The sequence below is a fragment of the Rhodococcus sp. NPDC079359 genome, from assembly GCF_040702585.1.
Taxonomy (GTDB): Bacteria; Actinomycetota; Actinomycetes; order Mycobacteriales; family Mycobacteriaceae; genus Rhodococcoides.
Genome location: NZ_JBFBLH010000001.1, coordinates 146,020 through 167,326, shown reverse-complemented (window position 1 = coordinate 167,326; position 21,307 = coordinate 146,020). Strand labels below are relative to the sequence as shown.

Sequence of the window (21,307 nt, the reverse complement as noted above, 5' to 3'; positions counted from 1 at the left end):
GCGGCCACACGAAAAACAGAAGGCCCCCGACTCGATCTTCGAGTCGGGGGCCTTCTGCCGTCCACAGTCTGTCTCACTCACGCTGCCGCTTCAGCGGCTGCGCCTGACGAGTGAAAACCTGCAGGCTCTACTTCTTCGCTGCGCGCTTCGCGGGTGCCTTCTTGGCCGGAGCCTTCTTGGCCGGGGCCTTCTTGGCCGGGGCCTTCTTGGCGACGGTCTTCTTGGCCGCTGTCTTGGCCGGAGCCTTCTTGGCAGGAGCCGTCGTGGTCGCGGCCTTGCGTGCGGTCGTCTTGGCCGGAGCCTTCTTGGCAGCAGCCGTCGTGGTCTTGCGCGCGGTGGTCTTCGCGGGAGCTGCCTTCTTGGCGGCCGTCTTTGCGGGAGCTGCCTTCTTGGCGGCGGTCTTTGCCGGAGCTGCCTTCTTGGCTGCCGCGGTGGTGGCCTTGCGGGCGGTCGTCTTCACCGCTGTCTTCTTGGCGGCCGTCTTCTTCGCTGCCGCAGTCTTCTTGGCCGGAGCTGCAGCCGAACCGCGCTTGACGGCAGGTCCGGTTGCGGGCAACTTCTGTCCACCGGCGATGACGGCCTTGAACTGCGCGCCCGGACGGAATGCCGGAACGTTGGTCGGCTTCACGCGAACGGTCTCACCGGTGCGGGGGTTGCGGGCGACACGCGCTGCGCGACGACGCTGCTCGAACACGCCGAAGCCCGTGATCGTGACACTCTCGCCGCGGTGGACCGCGCGCACGATGGTGTCGACGATGTTCTCGACAGCCTCTGTGGCGCTCCGCCTATCAGACCCCAACTTCTCGGTCAGGGCGTCAATCAGCTCTGCCTTGTTCATGGATTTCCTCCGCTATATGGTGGTCCATCGTCGGACCGACTACTACAACGGTAAACCCCAAGTCGTCAAGAGTCTATGCGCCACGCCAATTTTCATTCCGGTGTCGCGGAATGGTTCACGGCCCCAAAGCGTGTCGGACCGGTGCCAGGTCAGCTTTCGGAGGGTGTCTCGATCCGCGCCGGGAGGGTCAGGGGTTTGTATGAAGGCCTTGACTTTTCGTACTCCGTAATGGCCTCTACCTGGCGTAACGTCAATCCGATGTCGTCGAGACCCTCCAGCAGACGCCACCGCGTGTAGTCGTCAATCGCGAAGCGCACCACCAACGTTCCAGCCGTTACGGTCTTGTCGACGAGGTCGACAATTAATTCCAGACCGGGCTGTTCTTCTAAGGCTTTCCACAGCAATTCGACGTCCGACTGATCGACTTCGGCGGCCAACAGCCCGGCTTTGCCCGAGTTTCCGCGAAAGATGTCGGCGAAGCGAGAGGCGATCACAACCCGAAATCCGAAGTCCGAGAGTGCCCAGACGGCATGTTCGCGTGATGATCCCGTACCGAAATCGGGCCCGGCAACGAGCACCGAACCTCGGTTGTAGGGCTCGAGATTCAAGATGAAGTTCGGGTCCGAGCGCCAGGCCGCGAACAACCCGTCCTCGAATCCGGTGCGCGTGACGCGCTTGAGGTAGACCGCGGGGATTATCTGGTCGGTGTCGACGTTGGACCGCCGTAGCGGAACTCCGATACCGGTGTGTCGAGTGAAAGCTTCCATCGAATGTGCTCCTATGCGTTCGATCGATCCGAGCGAGGACGCGCGTTACGCGAGATCCGCCGGAGAGGACAGGGTTCCGCGGATTGCGGTAGCGGCGGCAACCAGAGGCGACACGAGATGAGTGCGACCGCCCTTGCCCTGCCTACCCTCGAAATTCCGGTTGGACGTCGACGCCGATCGCTCGCCCGCCGCCAGCTGATCCGGATTCATTCCCAGGCACATCGAGCAACCGGCCTGACGCCACTCCGCTCCTGCGGCCGTGAAGATCTCACCCAGGCCTTCCTCCTCCGCCTGCGCTCGCACCCGCATGGACCCGGGTACCACCAGCATTCGCACTCCGTCGGCAACCCGATGCCCTTCGAGAACGGACGCGACGGCCCGCAGATCCTCGATTCGACCGTTGGTGCACGAGCCCACGAACACGGTGTCGACAGCGATCTCGCGGATGGGTGTACCCGCTTCCAGGCCCATGTACTGCAAAGCCTTCTGGGCTGCCGCCCGCTCGCTCTCGTCGACCATCGCCTCCGGATCGGGCACCGTATCGCCCAGTGGCGCACCCTGACCCGGATTCGTTCCCCAGGTGACGAACGGCGTCAACGTGCTGGCATCGATGTGGACCTCGTTGTCGAACACTGCATCCGGATCGGTCGCCAGTTCGTCCCACGCCGCCACCGCCGCGTCCCAGTCGGCTCCTCGAGGAGCGTGCGGGCGTCCCTTCAGGTACTCGTACGTGATCTCGTCGGGTGCGATCATGCCTGCCCGTGCACCGGCCTCGATCGACATGTTGCAGATGGTCATTCGCGCTTCCATCGACAGCTTGCGAATGGCCTCACCGCGGTACTCGAGGACGTAGCCCTGGCCACCGCCGGTGCCGATCTGTGCGATGACGGCAAGGATCAGGTCCTTGCTCGTCACACCGGGGGCGAGCTCACCGTCGACGTTGATCGCCATCGTCTTGAAAGGACGCAGCGACAGAGTCTGCGTCGCCATGACGTGCTCGACCTCGCTGGTACCGATGCCCATTGCGATCGAGCCGAAGGCACCGTGCGTCGAGGTGTGGCTGTCTCCGCACACCACGGTCATGCCGGGCTGGGTCAGACCCAACTGCGGCCCGATGATGTGCACGATGCCCTGATCGAGATCGCCCATCGGGTAGAGCCGAACACCGAATTCCTCGCAGTTGCGGCGAAGAGTGTCGACCTGTGTGCGCGAGACCAGATCTGCGATGGGCGCGAAGATGTCGGCCGTCGGGACGTTGTGGTCCTCGGTCGCGATCGTCAGATCCGGACGTCGGAGTCCGCGGCCGGCCAGCCGAAGGCCGTCGAACGCCTGCGGGCTGGTGACCTCGTGCACCAGATGGAGATCGATGTAGATCAGATCCGGCTCACGCGCTCCGCCTTCTCCGCCGCCTCGGACCACCACGTGCTGGTCCCATACCTTCTCCGCCAAAGTCTTCGGTGTTTCGGACATCGCTGTCGCGGACCTCGTCTTCCCTGTCGTCGTCGCGCCGATGAACGGGCTGGTCCACCTCGCGTGATCGTCTCGACATCATGCCCCCGGCACGCACTGAAGATCTCGTAGTTGTGCAATCTCAGCATTCGGGAGGCTAATATCGTTCTATGAGACAGCATAGCCCCAATGGCCTCGTCGACAAATCGAGCGGTATCGGTGTCCTCGACAAGGCGATGACGGTGCTGCACGCGGTGGCGGAGACGCCCTGCAATCTCAACGACCTGTGCGCTCGAACGAGCCTGCCCCGGGCAACGGCCCACCGCCTCGCGGTAGGACTGGAGACCCACCGCCTTCTCGTACGGGATGCCGACGGCCTGTGGCGGACCGGCCCGGGATTGGGAGAGCTTGCGGCGAGCGCATCGGACACCCTGCTCGACGCTGCTGCCTCGGTCCTCCCACGCCTGCGCGAAATCACCGGTGAGAGTGTGCAGATCTATCGGCGCGAAGGGACAGTGCGGGTGTGCGTGGCATCCATGGAGCCGCCGACCGGACTTCGAGACACCGTACTCGTCGGCGCACGTCTGCCGATGACGGCTGGATCGGGTGCCAAAGTCCTTCTCGCATGGGCAGATTCGCAGACCCAACGAACAGTTCTGCCGGATGCAGAATTCAGCGAGCGTGTTCTGCTCGAAGTTCGGCGGCGCGGATGGGCACAGAGTGCCGGCGAGCGCGAACCGGGCGTCGCGAGCGTCGCCGCGCCCGTGCGAGACGGCAACGACACTGTGGTGGCGGCGATCTCGGTATCCGGACCGATCGATCGAATCGGACGCAAGCCCGGAGCGCGGTGGGCCGCGGATCTTCTTGCCGCCGCGGACGCTCTGCACAAGCGACTCTGAGTTAAACCGCAGCCCCGTCGGCCCGAGTAAAACGAGCTGATCGAGCTGCGAGAGTGGGGTACCTTCGTCTCGAGCGGCCTACCCGGTCGGTCGACGACTGCGAGGAGTCACCCCATGCCCGAATCCGGCAGTGAAGAACTGAAGAAGAAGTTCCGCGAGGTTCTGGAACAGAAGAACAGCAAGTCCCACAATTCCGTCGAACACAAGGACGGTGGACCGAAGGTCAACAACGTCCACGGTCCGGCCGACCATCAGAAGATGTTCCGCCGCAAGAGCGTCTGAGACGCACGCACCGAAACGACAACACCCTCCCAATCCGCGGATCGAGAGGGTGTTGTCAGTTGTAGCCCCGACGGGATTCGAACCCGCGCTACCGCCTTGAGAGGGCGGCGTCCTAGGCCGCTAGACGACGGGGCCAGGAACTTCACCTGCATTGTGTTCGAGCTTGTACGTGCTGAGCCAGCTTAACTGCCTCGGCCTCGGCGACAAAATCGCCTTCACCTGCTCGCTGGGGTACCAGGACTCGAACCTAGAATGGCGGTACCAGAAACCGCTGTGTTGCCAATTACACCATACCCCAATGGACTTGAATCGAATTGCTCATCACGATCGATGTGCACTGCGTTTCGAGCCGGGATAGAGACTATCAAAGGTGACTACCCATTCTCCAAATCGGCTGCTCAGAGCCACCGAAACCGCGCCGTGGACGCGTCGGGGGCGGCCGAGGCACCGTCGAGTGGAGACCGGAAGAGCCCCCTACACACCTCGGCCGACGAGTGGAGCAGACTTGTTCTCCGTGACCGATCGCAGACCCGGCCGAGTCCGATGAAGGTTCTGCTCGTCCCTCAGGGCGAGCAGGCCGTGCTGACCCACCTCGCCGACGACGGCTCGATGCTGAGCGATCCCACCGTGGCCGAGGATCTCATCGCGGCCGTAGCCGAGCTCGAGCGCGACGAACGGCCGAGGTGGGTGTGGGAAGACACGAGCCGGATCTACCCTCGGCTGCTCGAACGAGGAGTGCGCGTACGCCGCTGTCACGATCTCGCACTGGTCGGTGCCATTCTGTCGATGCGGGCCGGCTCGGCGACTGTCCCGTCGGCTCCCGCCGACCTGAGGCCGGGTCTGTTCGACGCGAACCCGAACTCCGATCCGGCGGCGGTTCTCGCCGAGTATCGGCGTCAGCTCCGCGGCGTCGGTGACGATCGCGCACTGCACCTGCTGGCAGCGGCCGAGTCGGCCGGAGGACTGGCCGCAGCGGAGATGACCTTCGACGGGTTGCCGTTCTCGGCGTCGGCGCATCGCCGTCATCTCGAGACGATGCTCGGTACCCGGCCGCTCGATGGATCCCCTCCCCCGGCCCTCGTAGAGCTCGAGAATCAAATCTCCTCGGCGTTCGGCCGACGCGTCAATCCTGCCTCGCCCGTGGAGTTGGTCGCCGCGTTCGCGCGCGTCGGTATCGAACTGACATCGACTCGCGCGCATACCATCCGCGACATCGACCACCCGGCGGTTCCGCTACTGCTGCGGCACCGTGACCTCTCGAAGCTGCATGCCGCGAACGGGTGGGCGTGGCTCGACGCGTGGGTCCGCGACGATCGTTTCCGGCCTGTCTACGTTCCCGGCGCTGTCGTGTCGGGTCGGTGGGCCAGTCGCGGCGGGGGCGGCCTTCAGATCCCGAAACCCCTGCGCGCCAGTGTGATCGCCGATCCCGGCCACACCTTTGTGGCCGCCGACGCCGGCCAGCTCGAACCACGCATCCTCGCGGCGATGTCCGGCGATCCCCGTATGGTCGCCGCGGCAGGCACCGCGGATCTGTACGCACCGGTGGCCGCAGAATCGTTCGACGGCGATCGCAGCCACGCCAAGGTCGCCGTTCTCGGGGTGCTGTACGGCGCAACCTCGGGTGACGCGCGCGCTCTGCTGACGCGACTACGGGCCAAGTTCCCCGGTGCCGTTGCACTGGTGGAGGAGGCCGCCCGCGCCGGTGAACGGGGCGAGGTCGTTCGTTCCTGGCTGGGACGGGCCTGCCCACCGCCCTCGGCGCAGTGGTGGTCCACCGGTGACGCCCATGCGCGTGGCCGGTTCACTCGCAATTTCGTCGTGCAGGCCACCGCCGCCGAGTGGGCGTTGTGTTTGTTGGCCGATCTGCGTGGTCGGTTGGCCGGGAGCGGAGCCCGCAGGAGCGACCAGAATTCCGGAAGCGGCAGCGAGTTGGTGTTCTTTCAGCACGACGAAGTGGTGGTGCATTGTGCGATCGCCGAGTCGGGTCGTGTCGCCGAAGCGATTGCAGGATCGGCGTTGTCGGCCACTCGGCTGGTGTTCGGTGACACGGCCGTCCGGTTTCCGATGGAGACCAGAGTCGACCGCTTCTACGGTGCCTCGGCTGCCGGTTCCGAGCTGGATTCGGACTGAGCTCGCGGCGGGTCGACGAACGTCACGTCGATGTCCTCGAACGGCTTGCTGCGTTGCGCTTCTGCCTGTCCGGTGTACGTGAGCTTGTCGCCCTGGGTCAGTTCGACGTCGTCGGTGAACGGGGCCAGCAGCGCGCGCGGGAAGAGCCGATCGACGCGAACCACGTTGATCTCGATGCACATCACGATCGACACCGACGTCACGTACAGAAACGCCAGCAGTCCCAGAACGACAGCGAACACACCGTTGGTGACGGTCGCGTTGCTGACGACATACTTCACGTACACACTGCCGAAGGTCTGCAGCAGCTGCCAGATCAGACCGGCAACGACGGCCCCGGGAAGAACCTGTGGGATCGACACCGACCTCGCGGTGGCGAGCCTGAACGCCACGACGAACACACCGACGTAGAAGAACGTGCCGACCACGAACACGACGAGGCCCGATTCCGGACCGAAATATCCTGCGGCACTGAGCACATTGAGTGCTGTGATGGCCAGGACGGCCAGACCCACCGTGCTCAGCAGACCCAAGCCGCGCACCCGGGCGCGGATGGGATCGGGCCGTAGGTTCTTCGGCACCGTCCACGCAGTGTTCATCGCGTTCTGGAGCGCCACGGCCACCCCGAGCCCGCCGTACAGGGAACCCAGGACACCCACCACCAGACCCACGGTGCCTCCACCGATGCGGTCGGGCCTGCCCAGTTCGTCCCCGATCACCGGGATCTGACCGAGTGCCGAGTTCAGGATCTGTTGCTGCAGTTCCGGACTACCGGCCAATACGATTCCCAGCACCGTCGAGAACAGCAACAGTGCGGGAAACAGCGAGACGAAGGCGTAGTAGGTGATCAGGGCAGCGAGGTAGCCACCCTGATCGTCGACGAACTTGTACACCACCGCAATGGGGTATCCGAGAACCGGCCGCCTGCGCTGGAGTCGATCCAGTCGATCGGAAAAACTCATTCGAGGCTCTCCCCGAGGACCGGGGTGCGCCGGCGGCCGTGCGCCCTCACGCCACCTGGGCGCGTGCCGCAGCCAGGCGCGCCAAGGTCTTCTCGCGTCCGAGCAATTCCATGGACTCGTACAGCGGTGGGCTGATGTGCGACCCGGTCACTCCCACCCGGATCGGGGCGAAAGCCTTGCGCGGCTTGAGCTCCAGCTTCTCGATCAACACGTCCTTGAGAGTCGCCTCCAGGTCGGCCGTGGTCCAGGTCTGCAACGCCGTCAGTGCCTCGACAGTGGCGTCGAGAACGGGTGCGGCATCGGCACCGAGGTTCTTGGCCGCGGCTGCGGGGTCGATCTCGAAGTCCGCCTCGTCGACGAACAGGAACTTCAACAGTCCCCATGCGTCCGACAGGACGACGATGCGGGTCTGCACCAGATCGGCCGCGACAGCGAAGACCTTCTCGTCGACCGGCTCGGTGAGATGGCCCTGTGCGACGAGGTATTCGCGCAAACGCGCCGCGAAATCCTCCGCTGCCAGCATCCTGATGTGCTCGGCGTTGATCGCGTCGGCTTTCTTCTGATCGAAGCGCGCCGGATTGGAATTGACGGACGAGATCTCGAACGCCGCCACCATCTCGTCGAGCGTGAACACGTCGTGATCGTCCGAGATACCCCATCCGAGAAGCGCGAGGTAGTTCAGCAATCCCTCCGGCACGAAACCACGATCACGGTGGATGAAAAGGTTGGACTCGGGGTCACGCTTGGACAGCTTCTTGTTGCCCTGGCCCATGACGAACGGCAGGTGCCCGAACTCGGGGGTGCGTTCTGCGACACCGATCCGGATCAATGCCTCGTAGAGAGCGAGCTGACGAGGCGTCGACGACAGCAGATCCTCGCCGCGCAGGACGTGGGTGATCTTCATCAGTGCGTCGTCGACCGGATTGACCAACGTGTACAACGGAACTCCGTTACCGCGGGTCAAAGCGAAGTCCGGCACCGTCCCCGCCTTGAACGTGGTCTCCCCGCGCACGAGGTCGTTCCATGTCAGATCATGATCGGGCATCCGCAGTCGCACGACGGCGCCGCGCCCCTCGTCGAGAAATCCCTGTCGCTGCTCCGGCGTCAGATCGCGGTCGAAGTTGTCGTAGCCGAGTTTGGGGTCGCGTCCGGCTGCCTTGTGTCGGGCTTCCACTTCCTCCGGCGTGGAGAAGGACTCGTAGGCCTCCCCGGCGTCGAGCAACTGCTGCACGACGGCGAGGTGCTGGTCGCGACGCAACGACTGACGGTACGGCTCGTACGGGCCACCCACTTCGGGACCCTCGTCCCATTCGAGGCCGAGCCAGCGCAACGCGTCGAGCAGGGCGGCGTAGGACTCCTCGGAGTCGCGTGCGGCGTCGGTGTCCTCGATGCGAAAGACGAAGGTGCCGCCGTGATGCCTGGCGAACGCCCAGTTGAACAGTGCGGTGCGGACCAGGCCGACGTGCGGGGTACCGGTGGGCGACGGGCAGAACCGAACGCGGACATCTGTTGGTGTGGTCATGTTCGCCCTACTTCTTCGCTGCGACGGGGTTGGTGAGGGTACCGATTCCCTCGACGGTGATCGACACGCTGTCTCCGTCGGTGATGGGTCCGACTCCCTCGGGGGTTCCGGTGAGGATGACATCTCCGGGGAGCAGCGTCATCACCGCGGACACCCACTCGATGATCTTCGGAATGTCATGCAGCAGAAGCGAAGTGCGGCTCCGTTGTTTGACCACGCCGTCGACCTCGGTCTTGATCTCGAGATCGGTCGGGTCGAGCGAGGTCTCGATCCACGGCCCGAGCGGACAGAAGGTGTCGTGTCCCTTGGCGCGCGTCCACTGCCCGTCGTGCTTCTGGTGATCGCGGGCCGAGACGTCGTTGGCGACGGTGTATCCCAGCACCACCTCGTACGCCTTGGCGGCGGGGACGTCCTTGCACGGACGGCCGATGACGATCGCCAGTTCTCCTTCGAAGTGCACTTCGTTCGAGGACGGCGGCAACACGATGGACGCACCGGGGCCGACGATGGAGGTGTTCGGCTTGATGAAGATCACGGGGTCCTTCGGTGCTTCACCGCCCATCTCGGCCACGTGCGCGGCGTAGTTCTTACCGATGGCGATGACCTTGCTGGCGAGGATGGGCGCGAGCAGTCGCACGTCGGCCAGTGGCCACGACCGACCCGTGAACGTGGGTGTGCCGAAAGGATGTTCGGCGATTTCCTTCGCAGTCTGCGAGTCACCCTCACCTTCGATACTCACGAATGCCACACCATCAGGACTTGCAATTCGACCGAGACGCATGTCGGAAGTCTATCGACAAGCGTGGTGTGCACTCCGCCACCGTCCGTTCAGCGCGGTTCGGGCCGATGTAGGGTCGAACTTTGGTTCCATATTGCAAGAAGCCACGTCCATATATTGAGATGGAGAATCGATGGACGCCACCGCGCAGCTGTCCGACATCGGCGAGTTCAGGCGATGGTTCATGCTTGCCCTCGGCATGCTCGCGCAGACCGCAGGCGCGGTGTTCATCAACGGCGCAGCGTTTCTCATTCCCGCCCTGCACGACGACCGCGGCCTGAGCCTGCCCGCCGCCGGACTCGTCGTCGCCATGCCCACCGTCGGCATCATGTTCACCCTGATCGCCTGGGGTGTGTTGGTCGATCGGATAGGCGAAAGACTGGTTCTCGCAGTCGGGCTCGGCCTGACGGCGCTCGCCGCTGTAGCCGCCGTGTTCACCACGTCCGTTGCTCTGCTGGCAATCCTGCTCCTGCTCGGCGGGATGGCAGCGGCGAGTGCGAACAGCGCCAGCGGACGTGTGGTGGTGGGCTGGTTTCCGCCGCAGCGTCGTGGATTGGCCATGGGAATCAGACAGATGTCGGTCCCTCTGGGCGTCGCCATCGCAGCCCTGACCATCCCACCCATCGCCCGGGACCACGGCGTCGGAGCGGCACTGCTCGTACCCGCGGCCGTGTGCGCAACAGCCGCAGTGATGTGTCTGGCGGTCGTCGACCCTCCGCGTCCCAATCGCATCGATGCCGCGGAGCAGGGTCTGCTCGACAATCCGTACCGGGGCAGCAGGCAGCTGTGGCGCATTCACGCCACCTCGATCCTGTTGGTGGTGCCGCAGTACGTGGTCTGGACGTATGCGCTCGTATGGCTGATGACCGACCGAGGATGGACGGCAGCGGCGGCGGGCGTCCTCGTCACGGTGACGCAGATTCTCGGCGCACTGGGCCGGATGAGCGTCGGCGCGTTGTCCGATCGGGTCGGCAGCCGCATGCGGCCCCTCCGGTGGGTCGCGGTGACCGCCGCCGTCAGCATGCTCGGACTCGGAGTGGCCGACTGGTTCGACTCCCCCGTCGCGATCGTCATGCTCGTCGTCGCGTCGGTCGCCACGGTTGCCCCGAACGGTCTTGCCTTCACCGCTGTTGCCGAGATATCAGGACCGTATTGGAGCGGACGCGCCCTCGGCGTGCAGAACACGAGTCAATACGTGTTCGCGTCGGCCGTGCCGCCGGTGTTCGGGGCCCTCGCGGCGGTCAGCTTTCCCGTCGCATTCCTGGTGTCGGCGGTCTTCCCCGCACTCTCCGTGCCGATCGTCCCCGACGATCCACGTCCCGAGAGTCCCGACGAGAAGGCCGACAGTCCCGAAAAGAATTCCGACCGCGCCGGCTGATCCAGCACGGTGGGGATGTCCGGAAACACGAAATGCCACGGTGGCCGGTCGGCCTACCGTGGCATTCGTGTCGGGCCTACCGTGGCATTCGTGTCGGTTCGGCTAGAGGCGAGCGGCGATTCGTGCGCCGATCTCTTTCGTCGACGCAGTCGTGGTTCCACGCTGCGCGAGGTCCGCTGCGACAGCGGCTTCCACTCGCGCCGCTCCCGCCGCATCGCCGAGATGATCGAGTAGCAACGACACCGACAGGATGGCCGCCGTCGGATCGGCCTTCTGCTGCCCTGCGATGTCGGGAGCGCTGCCGTGCACGGGCTCGAACATGCTCGGATTGGTACCGGTCGCATCGATGTTTCCGCTTGCGGCCAAACCGATTCCACCGGTCACCGCTGCCGAGAGGTCGGTCACGATGTCGCCGAACAGATTGTCGGTGACGATGACATCGAACCGGCCCGGGTCGGTCACGAGGTGAATCATCGCGGCATCGATGTGCTGGTACGCGACCTCGACGTCCGGGAACTCCGTCGCGACCTCGTTCACAGTCCGAGCCCAGAGGCTGCCGGCGAACGTGAGCACGTTGGTCTTGTGCAGCAGCGTCAGGTGCTTGCGCCGTGTCAGAGCCCGCTCGAACCCGTTGCGCACCACCCGCTCGACGCCGTAGCGGGTGTTGACACTGACCTCGGTGGCCACCTCGTGCGGCGTGCCGACGCGAAGCGCTCCACCGTTTCCGGTGTACGGACCTTCGGTGCCCTCACGCACGACCACGACGTCGATCTGCTTGTCACCGGCCAAAGGCCCGACCACACCGGGGTACAGCTTGGCCGGGCGCAGATTGATGTGGTGATCGAGCTCGAACCGAGCTCGCAACAACAGTCCACGCTCGAGCACGCCGCTGGGCACCGACGGATCTCCGATGGCTCCCAACAGAATTGCGTCGTGCTCACGTAGTTCCGCCAACACCGAGTCCGGCAGCAGTTCTCCGGTGGCGTTGTAGCGACGAGCACCGAGGTCGTACTCGGTCTTCTCGGCACCGGGCGCAACCACGTCGAGCACGGCGAGCGCCTCGGTGACGACCTCGGGTCCGATTCCGTCCCCGGCGATGACGGCCAGCTTCATCTCACTCCTCGTGATTGTTCGACTTCGTTCGATCGACTGCGAGCGATGCTCAGGACAGGTCGACCAGCTCGATGGTGGACGCGCCGACCGCCGATGCGATGCTCGCGCTCAGCTCCTCCGGAACGTCCTTGTCGACGCGCAGCAGAATCGTTGCACCGTCGCCCTCGGAGTCCTGGCTCAGGGCGGCGGCCTGGATGTCGATGCCGGCGTCGCCGAGCAGGGTGCCGATCCGGCCGAGGCTGCCGGGCTGATCCGCGTAGTTGACGATGAGGTTCTTGCCCTCGGCACGGAGGTCGAAGTTGCGACCGTTGATGTTGACGATCTTCTCGACCTGCGTGGTACCGGTCAGCGTGCCCGCGACGTTGAGCACCGAACCGTCACCGTAGACGGCGCGGATGTCGACGACACTGCGGTGGTTCTCGCTCTCGGAGGCTGTGGTGACCTCGGCGGTGACGCCACGCTCCTCGGCCAGCGAGGGGGCGTTGACGAACGTGACCGCGTCCTCGATGACGGCGGAGAAGAGTCCGCGCAGCGCCGAGAGCTTGAGGATCTCGACGTCCTCGGTGGCGAGTTCGCCGCGAACGTCGACCGACAGCGAGGTGGGAAGTTCGGTGGACAGAGCGCCGAGCAGCACACCCTGCTTGCGCACGATCTCGAGCCACGGGGAGACCTCCTCGCCCACGGCACCACCCTTGACGTTGACGGCGTCGGGCACGAATTCGCCTGCGAGAGCAAGCAATACGGACTTGGCGACGTCGGTGCCCGCGCGGTCCTGGGCCTCGGTCGTCGACGCGCCGAGGTGCGGGGTGACGACGACCTGAGGCAGCTCGAACAGCGGGCTGTCGGTGCACGGCTCGGAGGCGTACACGTCGATTCCCGCGGCGAAGACGTGGCCACTGGTGATGGCGTCGGCCAGGGCCTGCTCGTCGACCAGTCCACCGCGAGCGGCGTTGACGACGATGACACCGGGCTTGGTCTTGGCGAGGGCTTCCTTGCCGATGATTCCCTTGGTCTCCGGGGTCTTCGGCAGGTGAACCGAGAACATGTCGGCGCGCTCGAGCAGCTCGTCCAGGCTCACCAGTTCGATGCCGAGCTGGGCGGCACGCGCGGCCGAGACGTAGGGGTCGTAGGCGATGATGTGGGTCTCGAATGCGGCGAGACGCTGCGCGAACAGCTGACCGATGCGGCCGAGTCCGACGACGCCGACGGTCTTACCGAAGATCTCGACACCGTTGAACTTGCTGCGCTTCCACTCGTGCTGACGCAGGGTGGCGTCGGCAGCGGGAATCTGGCGCGCGGCCGACAGCAACAGCGTCACCGCATGCTCGGCAGCGGTGTGGATGTTGGAGGTCGGGGCGTTGACGACGAGGACACCGCGCTCGGTGGCTGCAGGTACGTCGACGTTGTCCAGGCCGACACCGGCGCGGGCGACGATCTTGAGCTTGGTTCCGGCGGCCAGAACCTCGGCGTCGACCGTGGTCGCGGAACGCACCAGGATCGCGTCGGCCTCGGGAACCGCGGCGAGCAGCGCGGGGCGATCCGGGCCGTCGACCCAACGGACCTCGACGCCGTCGCCCAATGCCTCGACGGTGGACGGCGCAAGTTTGTCGGCGATCAGAACGACAGGACGGCCTGGCTGGCTCACGTGAAAAACTCCCTATGTCGGTTCGAGACTGTTGTCGGTGAAATTCGGAGCTGGTGCAGCAGAAACAGTTTAGAGGCCGGAGACGTCGAGCTGCGACGCCACCTGGTGCACGCACCGAAGGGCACCCCTACCGATGCAGGGGTGCCCTTCGATCAGCATGCGTGCGAACGTGATTCGATGAGAATCAAGCCGTTTCGGTGATCGGGCGATCGACCCAGCTCATCAGGTCGCGCAGCTTCTTGCCGGTGACCTCGATGGGGTGCTCGGCGTTGGCCTTGCGCAGGCCTTCGAGCTCGGTGTTGCCGTTCTCGACGTTGGCGACCAGGCGACGGGTGAACTCACCCGACTGGATGTCGGCCAGGATGGCCTTCATGCGCTCCTTGGTGCCTGCGTCGATCACGCGCGGGCCCGAGAGGTAGCCACCGAACTCCGCGGTGTCGGACACCGAGTAGTTCATCCGAGCGATGCCGCCCTCGTACATGAGGTCGACGATGAGCTTGAGCTCGTGCAGCACCTCGAAGTACGCCATCTCGGGCGCGTAGCCGGCCTCGACCATGACCTCGAAGCCCGTCTTGACGAGCTCCTCGGTGCCACCGCACAGCACGGCCTGCTCGCCGAAGAGGTCGGTCTCGGTCTCTTCCTTGAACGTGGTCTTGATGACGCCTGCGCGCGTTCCACCGATGCCCTTGGCCCAGGACAGGGCCAGTGCCTGACCTTCGCCCTTGGGGTCCTGGTCGATGGCGATGAGCGCGGGAACACCCTTGCCGTCGACGAACTGGCGACGCACGAGGTGGCCGGGGCCCTTGGGTGCGACCATGCCGACGGTGACGAACTCCGGAGCCTTGATCAGGTCGAAGTGGATGTTGAGACCGTGGCCGAAGAACAGCGCGTCGCCGTCCTTCAGGTTGGGCTCGATCTCCTCGGAGAAGATCTTGGCCTGTGCGGTGTCCGGTGCGAGCACCATGATCACGTCGGCCCATTCGGACACCTCGGCGGGAGTGCCGACCTCGAGGCCCTGCTCCTCCGCCTTGGCGCGGGACTTCGAGCCCGCTGCCAGGCCGATGCGCACATCGACACCGGAGTCGCGCAGGCTCAGCGAGTGCGCGTGGCCCTGGCTTCCGTAACCGATCACAGCGACCTTGCGGCCCTGGATGATCGACAGATCAGCATCGTCGTCGTAGAACATCTCGACTGCCACTGTTTGTAACCTTTCCTCTTCGATTTCGCTGAAAATCACGTCCGCCGCTCAGCGCGACGCTGTGATCGATTTCGGTCCACGTCCGACGGCAACGACTCCCGACTGAACTATTTCTCGAATTCCATAGGGGTCCAACATCTTCAACAACGCATCGAGCTTCGAGCGGGTGCCCGTCGCCTCGACCGTCACGGCCTCGGGAGACACGTCGATCACCTTGGCGCGGAACAGGTTCACCGTTTCGATGACCTCACTGCGCACACTGGCGTCGGCGCGGACCTTGATCAGCACCAACTCGCGAGCCACCGAGGAGTCGTCGTCCTGCTCGACGATCTTGATGACGTTGATGAGCTTGTTGAGCTGCTTGGTCACCTGTTCGAGCGGGAATTCGTCGACGGTCACCACGATCGTCATTCGCGAGATCTCGGGAATCTCGGTGCCGCCGACGGCAAGCGAGGAGATGTTGAATCCACGGCGCGAGAACAGCGCGGCGACGCGGGCCAGCACACCTGGCTTGTCCTCGACGAGGACGCTGAGGGTATGGCTCGTGCTCACTTGTCGGTGCCTTTCACGTCGTCGATCTGCGGGTGCGGGGCCTGCTCGCGCTCCATGGCCTCGTCGAGGCCGGGCTCGCTGCCCACGGTCTCGTCCTCGTCGAACAGCGGACGGATTCCGCGGGCGGCCATGATCTCGTCGTTGCCCGTTCCGGCAGCGACCATCGGCCACACCTGCGCGTCGGCTCCGACGATGAAGTCGATGACGACCGGACGATCGTTGATCGCTCGTGCCTGCGCGATCACCGCATCGACGTCCTCTTCCCGCTCGCACCGCAGCCCGACGCAACCGAGCGCCTCGGCGAGCTTCACGAAATCGGGGATGCGGACGGCACCGTGGGTACCGAGGTTGGTGTTGGAGTAGCGCTCCTCGTAGAACAGGGTCTGCCACTGGCGGACCATGCCGAGGTTGCCGTTGTTGATGAGGGCGACCTTGATCGGGATGCCCTCGACCGCACAGGTCGCGAGTTCCTGGTTGGTCATCTGGAAGCATCCGTCACCGTCGATGGCCCACACCTCGGCGTCGGGGAGGCCCCTCTTGGCACCCATTGCGGCCGGGACCGCGTACCCCATCGTTCCGAGGCCACCCGAGTTGAGCCACGTGCGCGGCTTCTCGTAGTTGATGAACTGCGCGGCCCACATCTGGTGCTGACCGACGCCGGCGCAGTAGATCGCGTCGGGTCCGGCGAACTTGCCGACCGAGCTGATGACGAACTCCGGGGACATCGATCCGTCGGCAGGGCGGTCGTAGCTCAGCGGGTAGGTCTTGCGGATGCCGTTCAGGTAGACCCACCACTGCTCGAGGTCGAGCGTGGTTCCGGTCGCGCGGTCCGCCCGCAGCGCCTCGATGAGCTCGGTGATGACCTCACGGCAGTCGCCGACGATCGGCACGTCCGCGTAGCGGTTCTTGCCGATCTCGGCCGGGTCGATGTCGGCGTGAATGACCTTGGCATCGGGGGCGAAGGACGAGAGCTGACCGGTGACGCGGTCGTCGAACCGGGCACCGAGCGTGATCAGCAGATCGCTCCGCTGCAACGCGGCCACCGCGGCGACGGTCCCGTGCATACCCGGCATTCCCAGGTTCTGATTGTGCGAGTCGGGGAACGCGCCGCGAGCCATCAGAGTGGTCACGACCGGAATTCCGGTCAGCTCGGCGAGCTCGAGCAGTTCCGCCGAGGCGTCGGCCTTGATGACGCCGCCGCCCACGTACAGCACCGGCTGCTTGGCGTCGGCGATGTAGCGGGCTGCTTCGCGGACCTGCTTGCCGTGCGGCTTGGTGACCGGACGGTATCCGGGCAGACGCATCTCCGGCGGCCACGAGAACGTGGTCTGCGCCTGCAGCACGTCCTTGGGGATGTCGACGAGCACGGCACCGGGACGGCCGGAGGAGGCGATGTAGAACGCCTCGGCCATGATGCGCGGGATGTCGGCACCGTCGGTGATGAGGAAGTTGTGCTTGGTGACCGGCATCGTGATACCCGAGATGTCGGCTTCCTGGAAGCCGTCCGTCCCGATCAGACTGCGGGCGACCTGACCGGTGATCGCGACGACCGGAACCGAATCCATCTGAGCGTCGGCCAATGGGGTCACGAGGTTGGTCGCGCCGGGACCGGACGTCGCCATGCAGACGCCGACCTTGCCGGTCGCCTGGGCGTAGCCCGTCGCGGCGTGGCCCGCACCCTGCTCGTGGCGCACCAGAATGTGGCGCACCTTCACGGAGTCGAAGAGCGGGTCGTAGACCGGGAGAACCGCGCCACCGGGAATGCCGAATACGGTGTCGACGTCGAGTTCTTCGAGGGCCCGGACGACCGACTGTGCGCCGGTGACCTTCTCCGGTGCGACGTGGCGTCGCGAACCGTTGGTCGCCGCTTCTGCGGACGGGCTGGTCGACGGGCTGGAGGCTGTCCCCGACTTACGGGTCGTAGGCCCTGGGCGTGCGGTTGGTGCGCTCACTGATTGCTTCCTCAGGAATGTGAAATTGCTGGGCGATCTCTGGGCAAGAAAAAACCCCCGTCAGCGTGAGCTGTACGAGGGTGGCGCGTCGATGCGAGTTTGAACAACCGGCTCAGGCGTTGACGCGCCGGCCGATTACGAGTATCCAATTCCGCTTCACGCGCTCGACGGTAGGCGCGCGCACAGGGAAGAGTCAAACTCGTCACGACGCAATCCCATTATGTGAGATCGCGTAGATGCAATGCGAAGATGAATGGGTGTCGTCTTCGCAGCAGTCCGAACCACCTCGGCCATCATCCCACACCGCACCCGAGTCACCGAACGGTGCCGAGGGAGCGCAACCATCGAGAACCCAGGTCATTCGAGTCCCGCGCCTCGCGCTCCTCGGCGTCGGCCTGCTGTTGTTCGGCACCGGACTGACTGCCGCCAGCTGGCCCGCGGCCATGGGTTGGCTGCTGATCCTGCCGATCGTCGCGGGCATCTGGGTGTTTCGAGTGCGTACGGTCATCTCTCCCGAGGCGATCACGGCTCGACGGTTCGTGGGTTCGGATGTGATCGCGTGGGAATCGGTGGCGGGTCTGCACTTCCCGGATCGCCGCTGGGCGCGGGTGGTCCTGACCGACAAGAGCGAGAAGTCGTTGCCGCTGGTGCGATTCGATCTGCTCCCCCAACTCGCCGTGGCCAGCGGCGGCCGGATCACCGACCCCTATGCCGCTGCAGCAGCCGCGGCCGAAGCCGAAGCCGAGGCCGAAGCCGAAGCCGAGGCCGAGGCTCGAGACCTCAAGGACGGCGAGGACGGCGACGAACAGGCAGCGAAGGAGCAGTAGTCGGCGGCGAGTAACCTCGTCGCTGCGAGAAACCGCCGCAACGAACGAGGACAACGCACTATGCCGCCGCTACGCTCACGGGTCACCACTGTCGGACGCAATGCCGCGGGCGCGCGCTCGCTGTGGCGCGCCACCGGAATGACCGATTCGGATTTCGGAAAGCCCATCGTCGCCATCGCGAACTCGTACACTCAGTTCGTCCCCGGCCACGTGCACCTGAAGAACGTCGGCGAGATCGTCGCCGACGCCGTCCGAGCGGCAGGCGGAGTTCCCCGGGAGTTCCACACCATCGCCGTCGACGACGGGATCGCCATGGGCCACGGCGGCATGCTGTACTCGCTGCCCAGCCGCGAGATCATCGCCGACTCCGTCGAGTACATGGCCAATGCGCACACCGCCGACGCGCTCGTCTGCATATCCAACTGCGACAAGATCACTCCCGGAATGCTCAATGCGGCGATGCGCCTGAACATCCCGGCCGTGTTCGTCTCCGGTGGACCGATGGAGGCGGGCAAGGCCGTGGTCGTCGACGGCGTCGCTCAGGCACCGACCGACCTGATCACCGCGATCTCCGCCAGTGCCAACGACGCCGTGTCCGAGGCAGGGCTCGACGAGGTCGAGCGCAGCGCGTGCCCCACGTGCGGCTCGTGCTCGGGCATGTTCACGGCGAACTCGATGAACTGCCTCACCGAGGCGCTAGGCCTGGCACTGCCCGGCAACGGCTCCACCCTGGCCACTCACCAGGCCCGTCGAGCACTGTTCACGCGTGCCGGCACCACCATCGTCGAGGCCGCTCTGAAGTACTACCGCGACGAGGACGAATCCGTACTCCCTCGCAACATCGCCACTCCGGCCGCGTTCCGCAACGCGATGGCTCTCGACGTGGCGATGGGAGGGTCAACCAACACGGTGCTGCACACCCTCGCCGCCGCACAGGAGGGCGAGGTCGACTTCGACCTGGACACCATCGACGCCATCAGCCGCAAGGTTCCGTGCCTGTCGAAGGTCTCCCCCAACTCCGATTACCACATGGAAGACGTGCACCGCGCAGGCGGAATCCCGGCTCTCCTCGGTGAACTGCGGCGCGCGAACCTCCTCGAAACCGACGTCTCGACCGTGCACACGAAGAGCTTCGACGAATGGCTCGACACGTGGGACATTCGATCCGGCAAGGCGTCCGCCGAGGCCGTCGAGTTGTTCCACGCCGCCCCGGGCGGTGTCCGCACCGTCGAACCGTTCTCCACGGGAAACCGCTGGTCCTCGCTCGACACCGACGCCGCAGGCGGCTGCATCCGCGATCTCGAACATGCCTACACGGTCGAGGGTGGCCTGGTGGTACTCCGCGGCAACATCGCCGTCGACGGTGCGATCCTCAAGACCGCAGGCATCGACGAGGACCTGTTCTCCTTCCAGGGTCCGGCACTGGTCGTCGAGTCGCAGGAAGAAGCCGTCTCGGCCATCCTGCAGAAGAAGATTCAGCCCGGTGACGTGCTGGTCGTTCGCTACGAGGGACCCAAGGGCGGTCCGGGCATGCAGGAGATGCTGCACCCGACGGCCTTCCTCAAGGGTGCCGGTCTGGGCAAGGTCTGCGCACTGATCACCGATGGCCGCTTCTCCGGCGGAACGTCGGGACTGTCCATCGGACACATTTCCCCCGAGGCCGCTGCCGGCGGTGTGATCGGACTCGTGGAGAACGGCGACCAGGTCCGGATCGACGTCGCGACCCGCACCCTCGAGATCCTCGTCGACGAGGAGACCCTCGAGACGCGACGCGCGAAGATGAACGCGTCCGAGCGACCGTGGCAGCCGGTCGACCGTCAGCGCACGGTGACCACCGCTCTGCGCGCCTACGCCGCGTTGGCGACATCGGCGGACAAGGGTGCAGTTCGCTACGTCCCCTGAGGGTGAAACGCACGTGAGCGGAACGTCGTAGCAGGCTACGAGGTTCCGCTCACGTGGTCTGGACGGTATCCGGAGTCAGCGGACGACGGGGTTGGCCCCGTTGAGGAAGATCCAGATGCACACGCCCGCGGCGATACCGACGACGAGTGCGAGGAACGAACCGATCCGCGGACGGGTGGCCCATCCGCGTCGGCCGTCGAATGCGATCTTGCCCGGGCCCGTGAGAATGATCGCGGCAGCGGCGAAGCCGAGAACCGTCTCGTACTCCACGCCGCCGGTGCCCGAGAACTGCAGTCCGGGCTCGACGGCTTGCTTGAAGCACCAGGCGTTGATGATCGTGGCGAGCACAGCGGCACCTGCCAGTGGTGTTGCCAGACCCAGGATCAGCAGCGCGCCGCCGAGGGTTTCGCCTGCCGCGGCCGCGATCGCGAGGATCTCCGAGTAGCGGAATCCGGAAGTCTCCAGCAGGTTCTGAAATCCGTCGAGGCCGGGGCCGTTCCACAGTCCCACGAGCTTCTGCAGTCCGTGACCGAGAAACACCGCGCCGATGGTGACGCGAAGGATGAACAGGCCCAGGTCGGTGCTGCCGCGGCGCGCGGGAACCTCGACGGTCTCCGTACGAATCTCCGGCTCGGACGCGACTGCTGCTGCCGGAGCCGCGGCAGCGGTGGTGCCCAGATACTCGGTGGAGCGATCGGAATAGGCACTCGACGACGTGTTGTCGGAGGCCGACGGACGGTCGGTCGACGAATCGGCGAAGGCGGACGGGCGATATGCCTGCATCTTCTCCGTCGGCTGTGCGTCGGCCGAGCGTGCATCGGACGAGGACGAGTGCGGAAAGTCGAGTTCGTCGTCGGTACGCGGCAGTCGGTCCGAACGCTGAGCGCCGAACGCCGTGGTCGGCGCAGCCGAGGTGTCGGTGCGGTCGGACGCCGGCGTCTCGGAGGTGGAACGCGAGGGTGGAATCTTCTCCGTGGGGTTGTCGTACGGGCTCTCGGCCGGTTCGTACGGCCGGTTGGGGTCGCGCGGTGTATCGGTCACCTCTCCACACTAGAGCCGATGAGTGCTCGTCACCGACGTTGACGCTCACGGCCGCGTGGCGAGTCTTCCCCG

The 21,307-nt window shown here is 65.4% G+C and carries 18 protein-coding genes and 2 tRNA genes; 6 read left to right on the top strand and 14 right to left on the bottom strand.

From position 1 onward, the window contains the following. Positions 1–127: 127 nt before the first annotated feature. The 3 genes from AB0362_RS00815 to leuC all read right to left on the bottom strand — a co-directional run bounded on the left by AB0362_RS00815 (position 128) and on the right by leuC (position 3,075). The gene (locus tag AB0362_RS00815; RefSeq protein ID WP_317809354.1) at positions 128–838 is read right to left on the bottom strand and encodes an HU family DNA-binding protein; all 711 of its coding nucleotides are present in this window, start codon (positions 836–838) and stop codon (positions 128–130) included. A 149-nt stretch (positions 839–987) separates the two neighbouring features. Beyond that, positions 988–1,605 (bottom strand): 3-isopropylmalate dehydratase small subunit, encoded by a 618-nt coding sequence (gene leuD / locus AB0362_RS00810; protein WP_269593600.1) that lies wholly within the window; start codon positions 1,603–1,605, stop codon positions 988–990. 45 nt (positions 1,606–1,650) lie between these two features. Continuing rightward, the gene (leuC, locus tag AB0362_RS00805) at positions 1,651–3,075 is read right to left on the bottom strand and encodes a 3-isopropylmalate dehydratase large subunit (protein ID WP_149405541.1); all 1,425 of its coding nucleotides are present in this window, start codon (positions 3,073–3,075) and stop codon (positions 1,651–1,653) included. A gap of 149 nt (positions 3,076–3,224) precedes the next feature. Here leuC and AB0362_RS00800 point away from each other — a divergent pair, with 149 nt between their 5' ends. Both AB0362_RS00800 and AB0362_RS00795 read left to right on the top strand, forming a co-directional pair. Beyond that, a complete protein-coding gene (locus AB0362_RS00800; RefSeq protein WP_094688811.1) occupies positions 3,225–3,953 on the top strand; it encodes an IclR family transcriptional regulator in 729 nt (242 codons plus the stop codon). A gap of 114 nt (positions 3,954–4,067) precedes the next feature. Further along, a complete protein-coding gene (locus tag AB0362_RS00795; protein ID WP_176460484.1) occupies positions 4,068–4,235 on the top strand; it encodes a DUF5302 domain-containing protein in 168 nt (55 codons plus the stop codon). A gap of 62 nt (positions 4,236–4,297) precedes the next feature. On the opposite strand, the gene AB0362_RS00790 is transcribed toward AB0362_RS00795, so the two are convergent. Continuing rightward, a tRNA-Glu gene (locus tag AB0362_RS00790) sits at positions 4,298–4,370 on the bottom strand. Between the two features lie 91 nt (positions 4,371–4,461). Further along, positions 4,462–4,533, bottom strand: a tRNA-Gln gene (locus AB0362_RS00785). A gap of 245 nt (positions 4,534–4,778) precedes the next feature. Here AB0362_RS00785 and AB0362_RS00780 point away from each other — a divergent pair. Continuing rightward, complete coding sequence (locus AB0362_RS00780) at positions 4,779–6,365, top strand: bifunctional 3'-5' exonuclease/DNA polymerase (protein WP_317809353.1); 1,587 nt, start codon at positions 4,779–4,781, stop codon at positions 6,363–6,365. On the opposite strand, the gene AB0362_RS00775 is transcribed toward AB0362_RS00780, so the two are convergent. From AB0362_RS00775 to AB0362_RS00765, 3 genes are read right to left on the bottom strand one after another with little or no spacing between them, the layout of a single operon-like run. Beyond that, complete coding sequence (locus AB0362_RS00775; protein WP_188078580.1) at positions 6,323–7,327, bottom strand: YihY/virulence factor BrkB family protein; 1,005 nt, start codon at positions 7,325–7,327, stop codon at positions 6,323–6,325. The two genes, AB0362_RS00780 and AB0362_RS00775, sit on opposite strands and share 43 nt — an antisense overlap. Before the next feature lie 46 nt (positions 7,328–7,373). Then, positions 7,374–8,849, bottom strand: a complete 1,476-nt coding sequence (gltX, locus tag AB0362_RS00770) for a glutamate--tRNA ligase (RefSeq protein WP_269593597.1) — start codon at positions 8,847–8,849, stop codon at positions 7,374–7,376. A 7-nt stretch (positions 8,850–8,856) separates the two neighbouring features. Beyond that, complete coding sequence (locus AB0362_RS00765) at positions 8,857–9,630, bottom strand: fumarylacetoacetate hydrolase family protein (RefSeq protein WP_094642252.1); 774 nt, start codon at positions 9,628–9,630, stop codon at positions 8,857–8,859. A 130-nt stretch (positions 9,631–9,760) separates the two neighbouring features. On the opposite strand from AB0362_RS00765, the gene AB0362_RS00760 reads away from it, so the two are divergent. Continuing rightward, on the top strand, positions 9,761–11,005 hold the full coding sequence (locus AB0362_RS00760) for an MFS transporter (protein WP_188078579.1): 1,245 nt from the start codon (positions 9,761–9,763) through the stop codon (positions 11,003–11,005). Between the two features lie 102 nt (positions 11,006–11,107). On the opposite strand, the gene AB0362_RS00755 is transcribed toward AB0362_RS00760, so the two are convergent. From AB0362_RS00755 to AB0362_RS00735, 5 genes are all read right to left on the bottom strand, one after another. Next, complete coding sequence (locus tag AB0362_RS00755; protein ID WP_149405538.1) at positions 11,108–12,118, bottom strand: 3-isopropylmalate dehydrogenase; 1,011 nt, start codon at positions 12,116–12,118, stop codon at positions 11,108–11,110. A 49-nt stretch (positions 12,119–12,167) separates the two neighbouring features. Beyond that, positions 12,168–13,763 (bottom strand): phosphoglycerate dehydrogenase, encoded by a 1,596-nt coding sequence (serA, locus tag AB0362_RS00750; RefSeq protein WP_317547162.1) that lies wholly within the window; start codon positions 13,761–13,763, stop codon positions 12,168–12,170. A 184-nt stretch (positions 13,764–13,947) separates the two neighbouring features. Then, on the bottom strand, positions 13,948–14,949 hold the full coding sequence (gene ilvC / locus AB0362_RS00745) for a ketol-acid reductoisomerase (RefSeq protein WP_317547317.1): 1,002 nt from the start codon (positions 14,947–14,949) through the stop codon (positions 13,948–13,950). A 60-nt stretch (positions 14,950–15,009) separates the two neighbouring features. Next, complete coding sequence (gene ilvN, locus AB0362_RS00740; RefSeq protein ID WP_032397758.1) at positions 15,010–15,513, bottom strand: acetolactate synthase small subunit; 504 nt, start codon at positions 15,511–15,513, stop codon at positions 15,010–15,012. Continuing rightward, positions 15,510–17,465 (bottom strand): acetolactate synthase large subunit, encoded by a 1,956-nt coding sequence (locus AB0362_RS00735; RefSeq protein ID WP_068049511.1) that lies wholly within the window; start codon positions 17,463–17,465, stop codon positions 15,510–15,512. Before AB0362_RS00735 ends, ilvN begins: the two co-directional genes overlap by 4 nt. Positions 17,466–17,722: 257 nt before the next feature. On the opposite strand from AB0362_RS00735, the gene AB0362_RS00730 reads away from it, so the two are divergent. Beyond that, positions 17,723–18,292, top strand: a complete 570-nt coding sequence (locus AB0362_RS00730; RefSeq protein ID WP_317809351.1) for a PH domain-containing protein — start codon at positions 17,723–17,725, stop codon at positions 18,290–18,292. A 60-nt stretch (positions 18,293–18,352) separates the two neighbouring features. After that, positions 18,353–20,194, top strand: a complete 1,842-nt coding sequence (gene ilvD / locus AB0362_RS00725; RefSeq protein WP_094642255.1) for a dihydroxy-acid dehydratase — start codon at positions 18,353–18,355, stop codon at positions 20,192–20,194. 75 nt (positions 20,195–20,269) lie between these two features. Here the strand turns inward: ilvD and AB0362_RS00720 are convergent, their stop codons facing one another. Beyond that, on the bottom strand, positions 20,270–21,235 hold the full coding sequence (locus AB0362_RS00720) for a DoxX family protein (protein ID WP_317809349.1): 966 nt from the start codon (positions 21,233–21,235) through the stop codon (positions 20,270–20,272). Between the last annotated feature and the right edge of the window lie 72 nt (positions 21,236–21,307).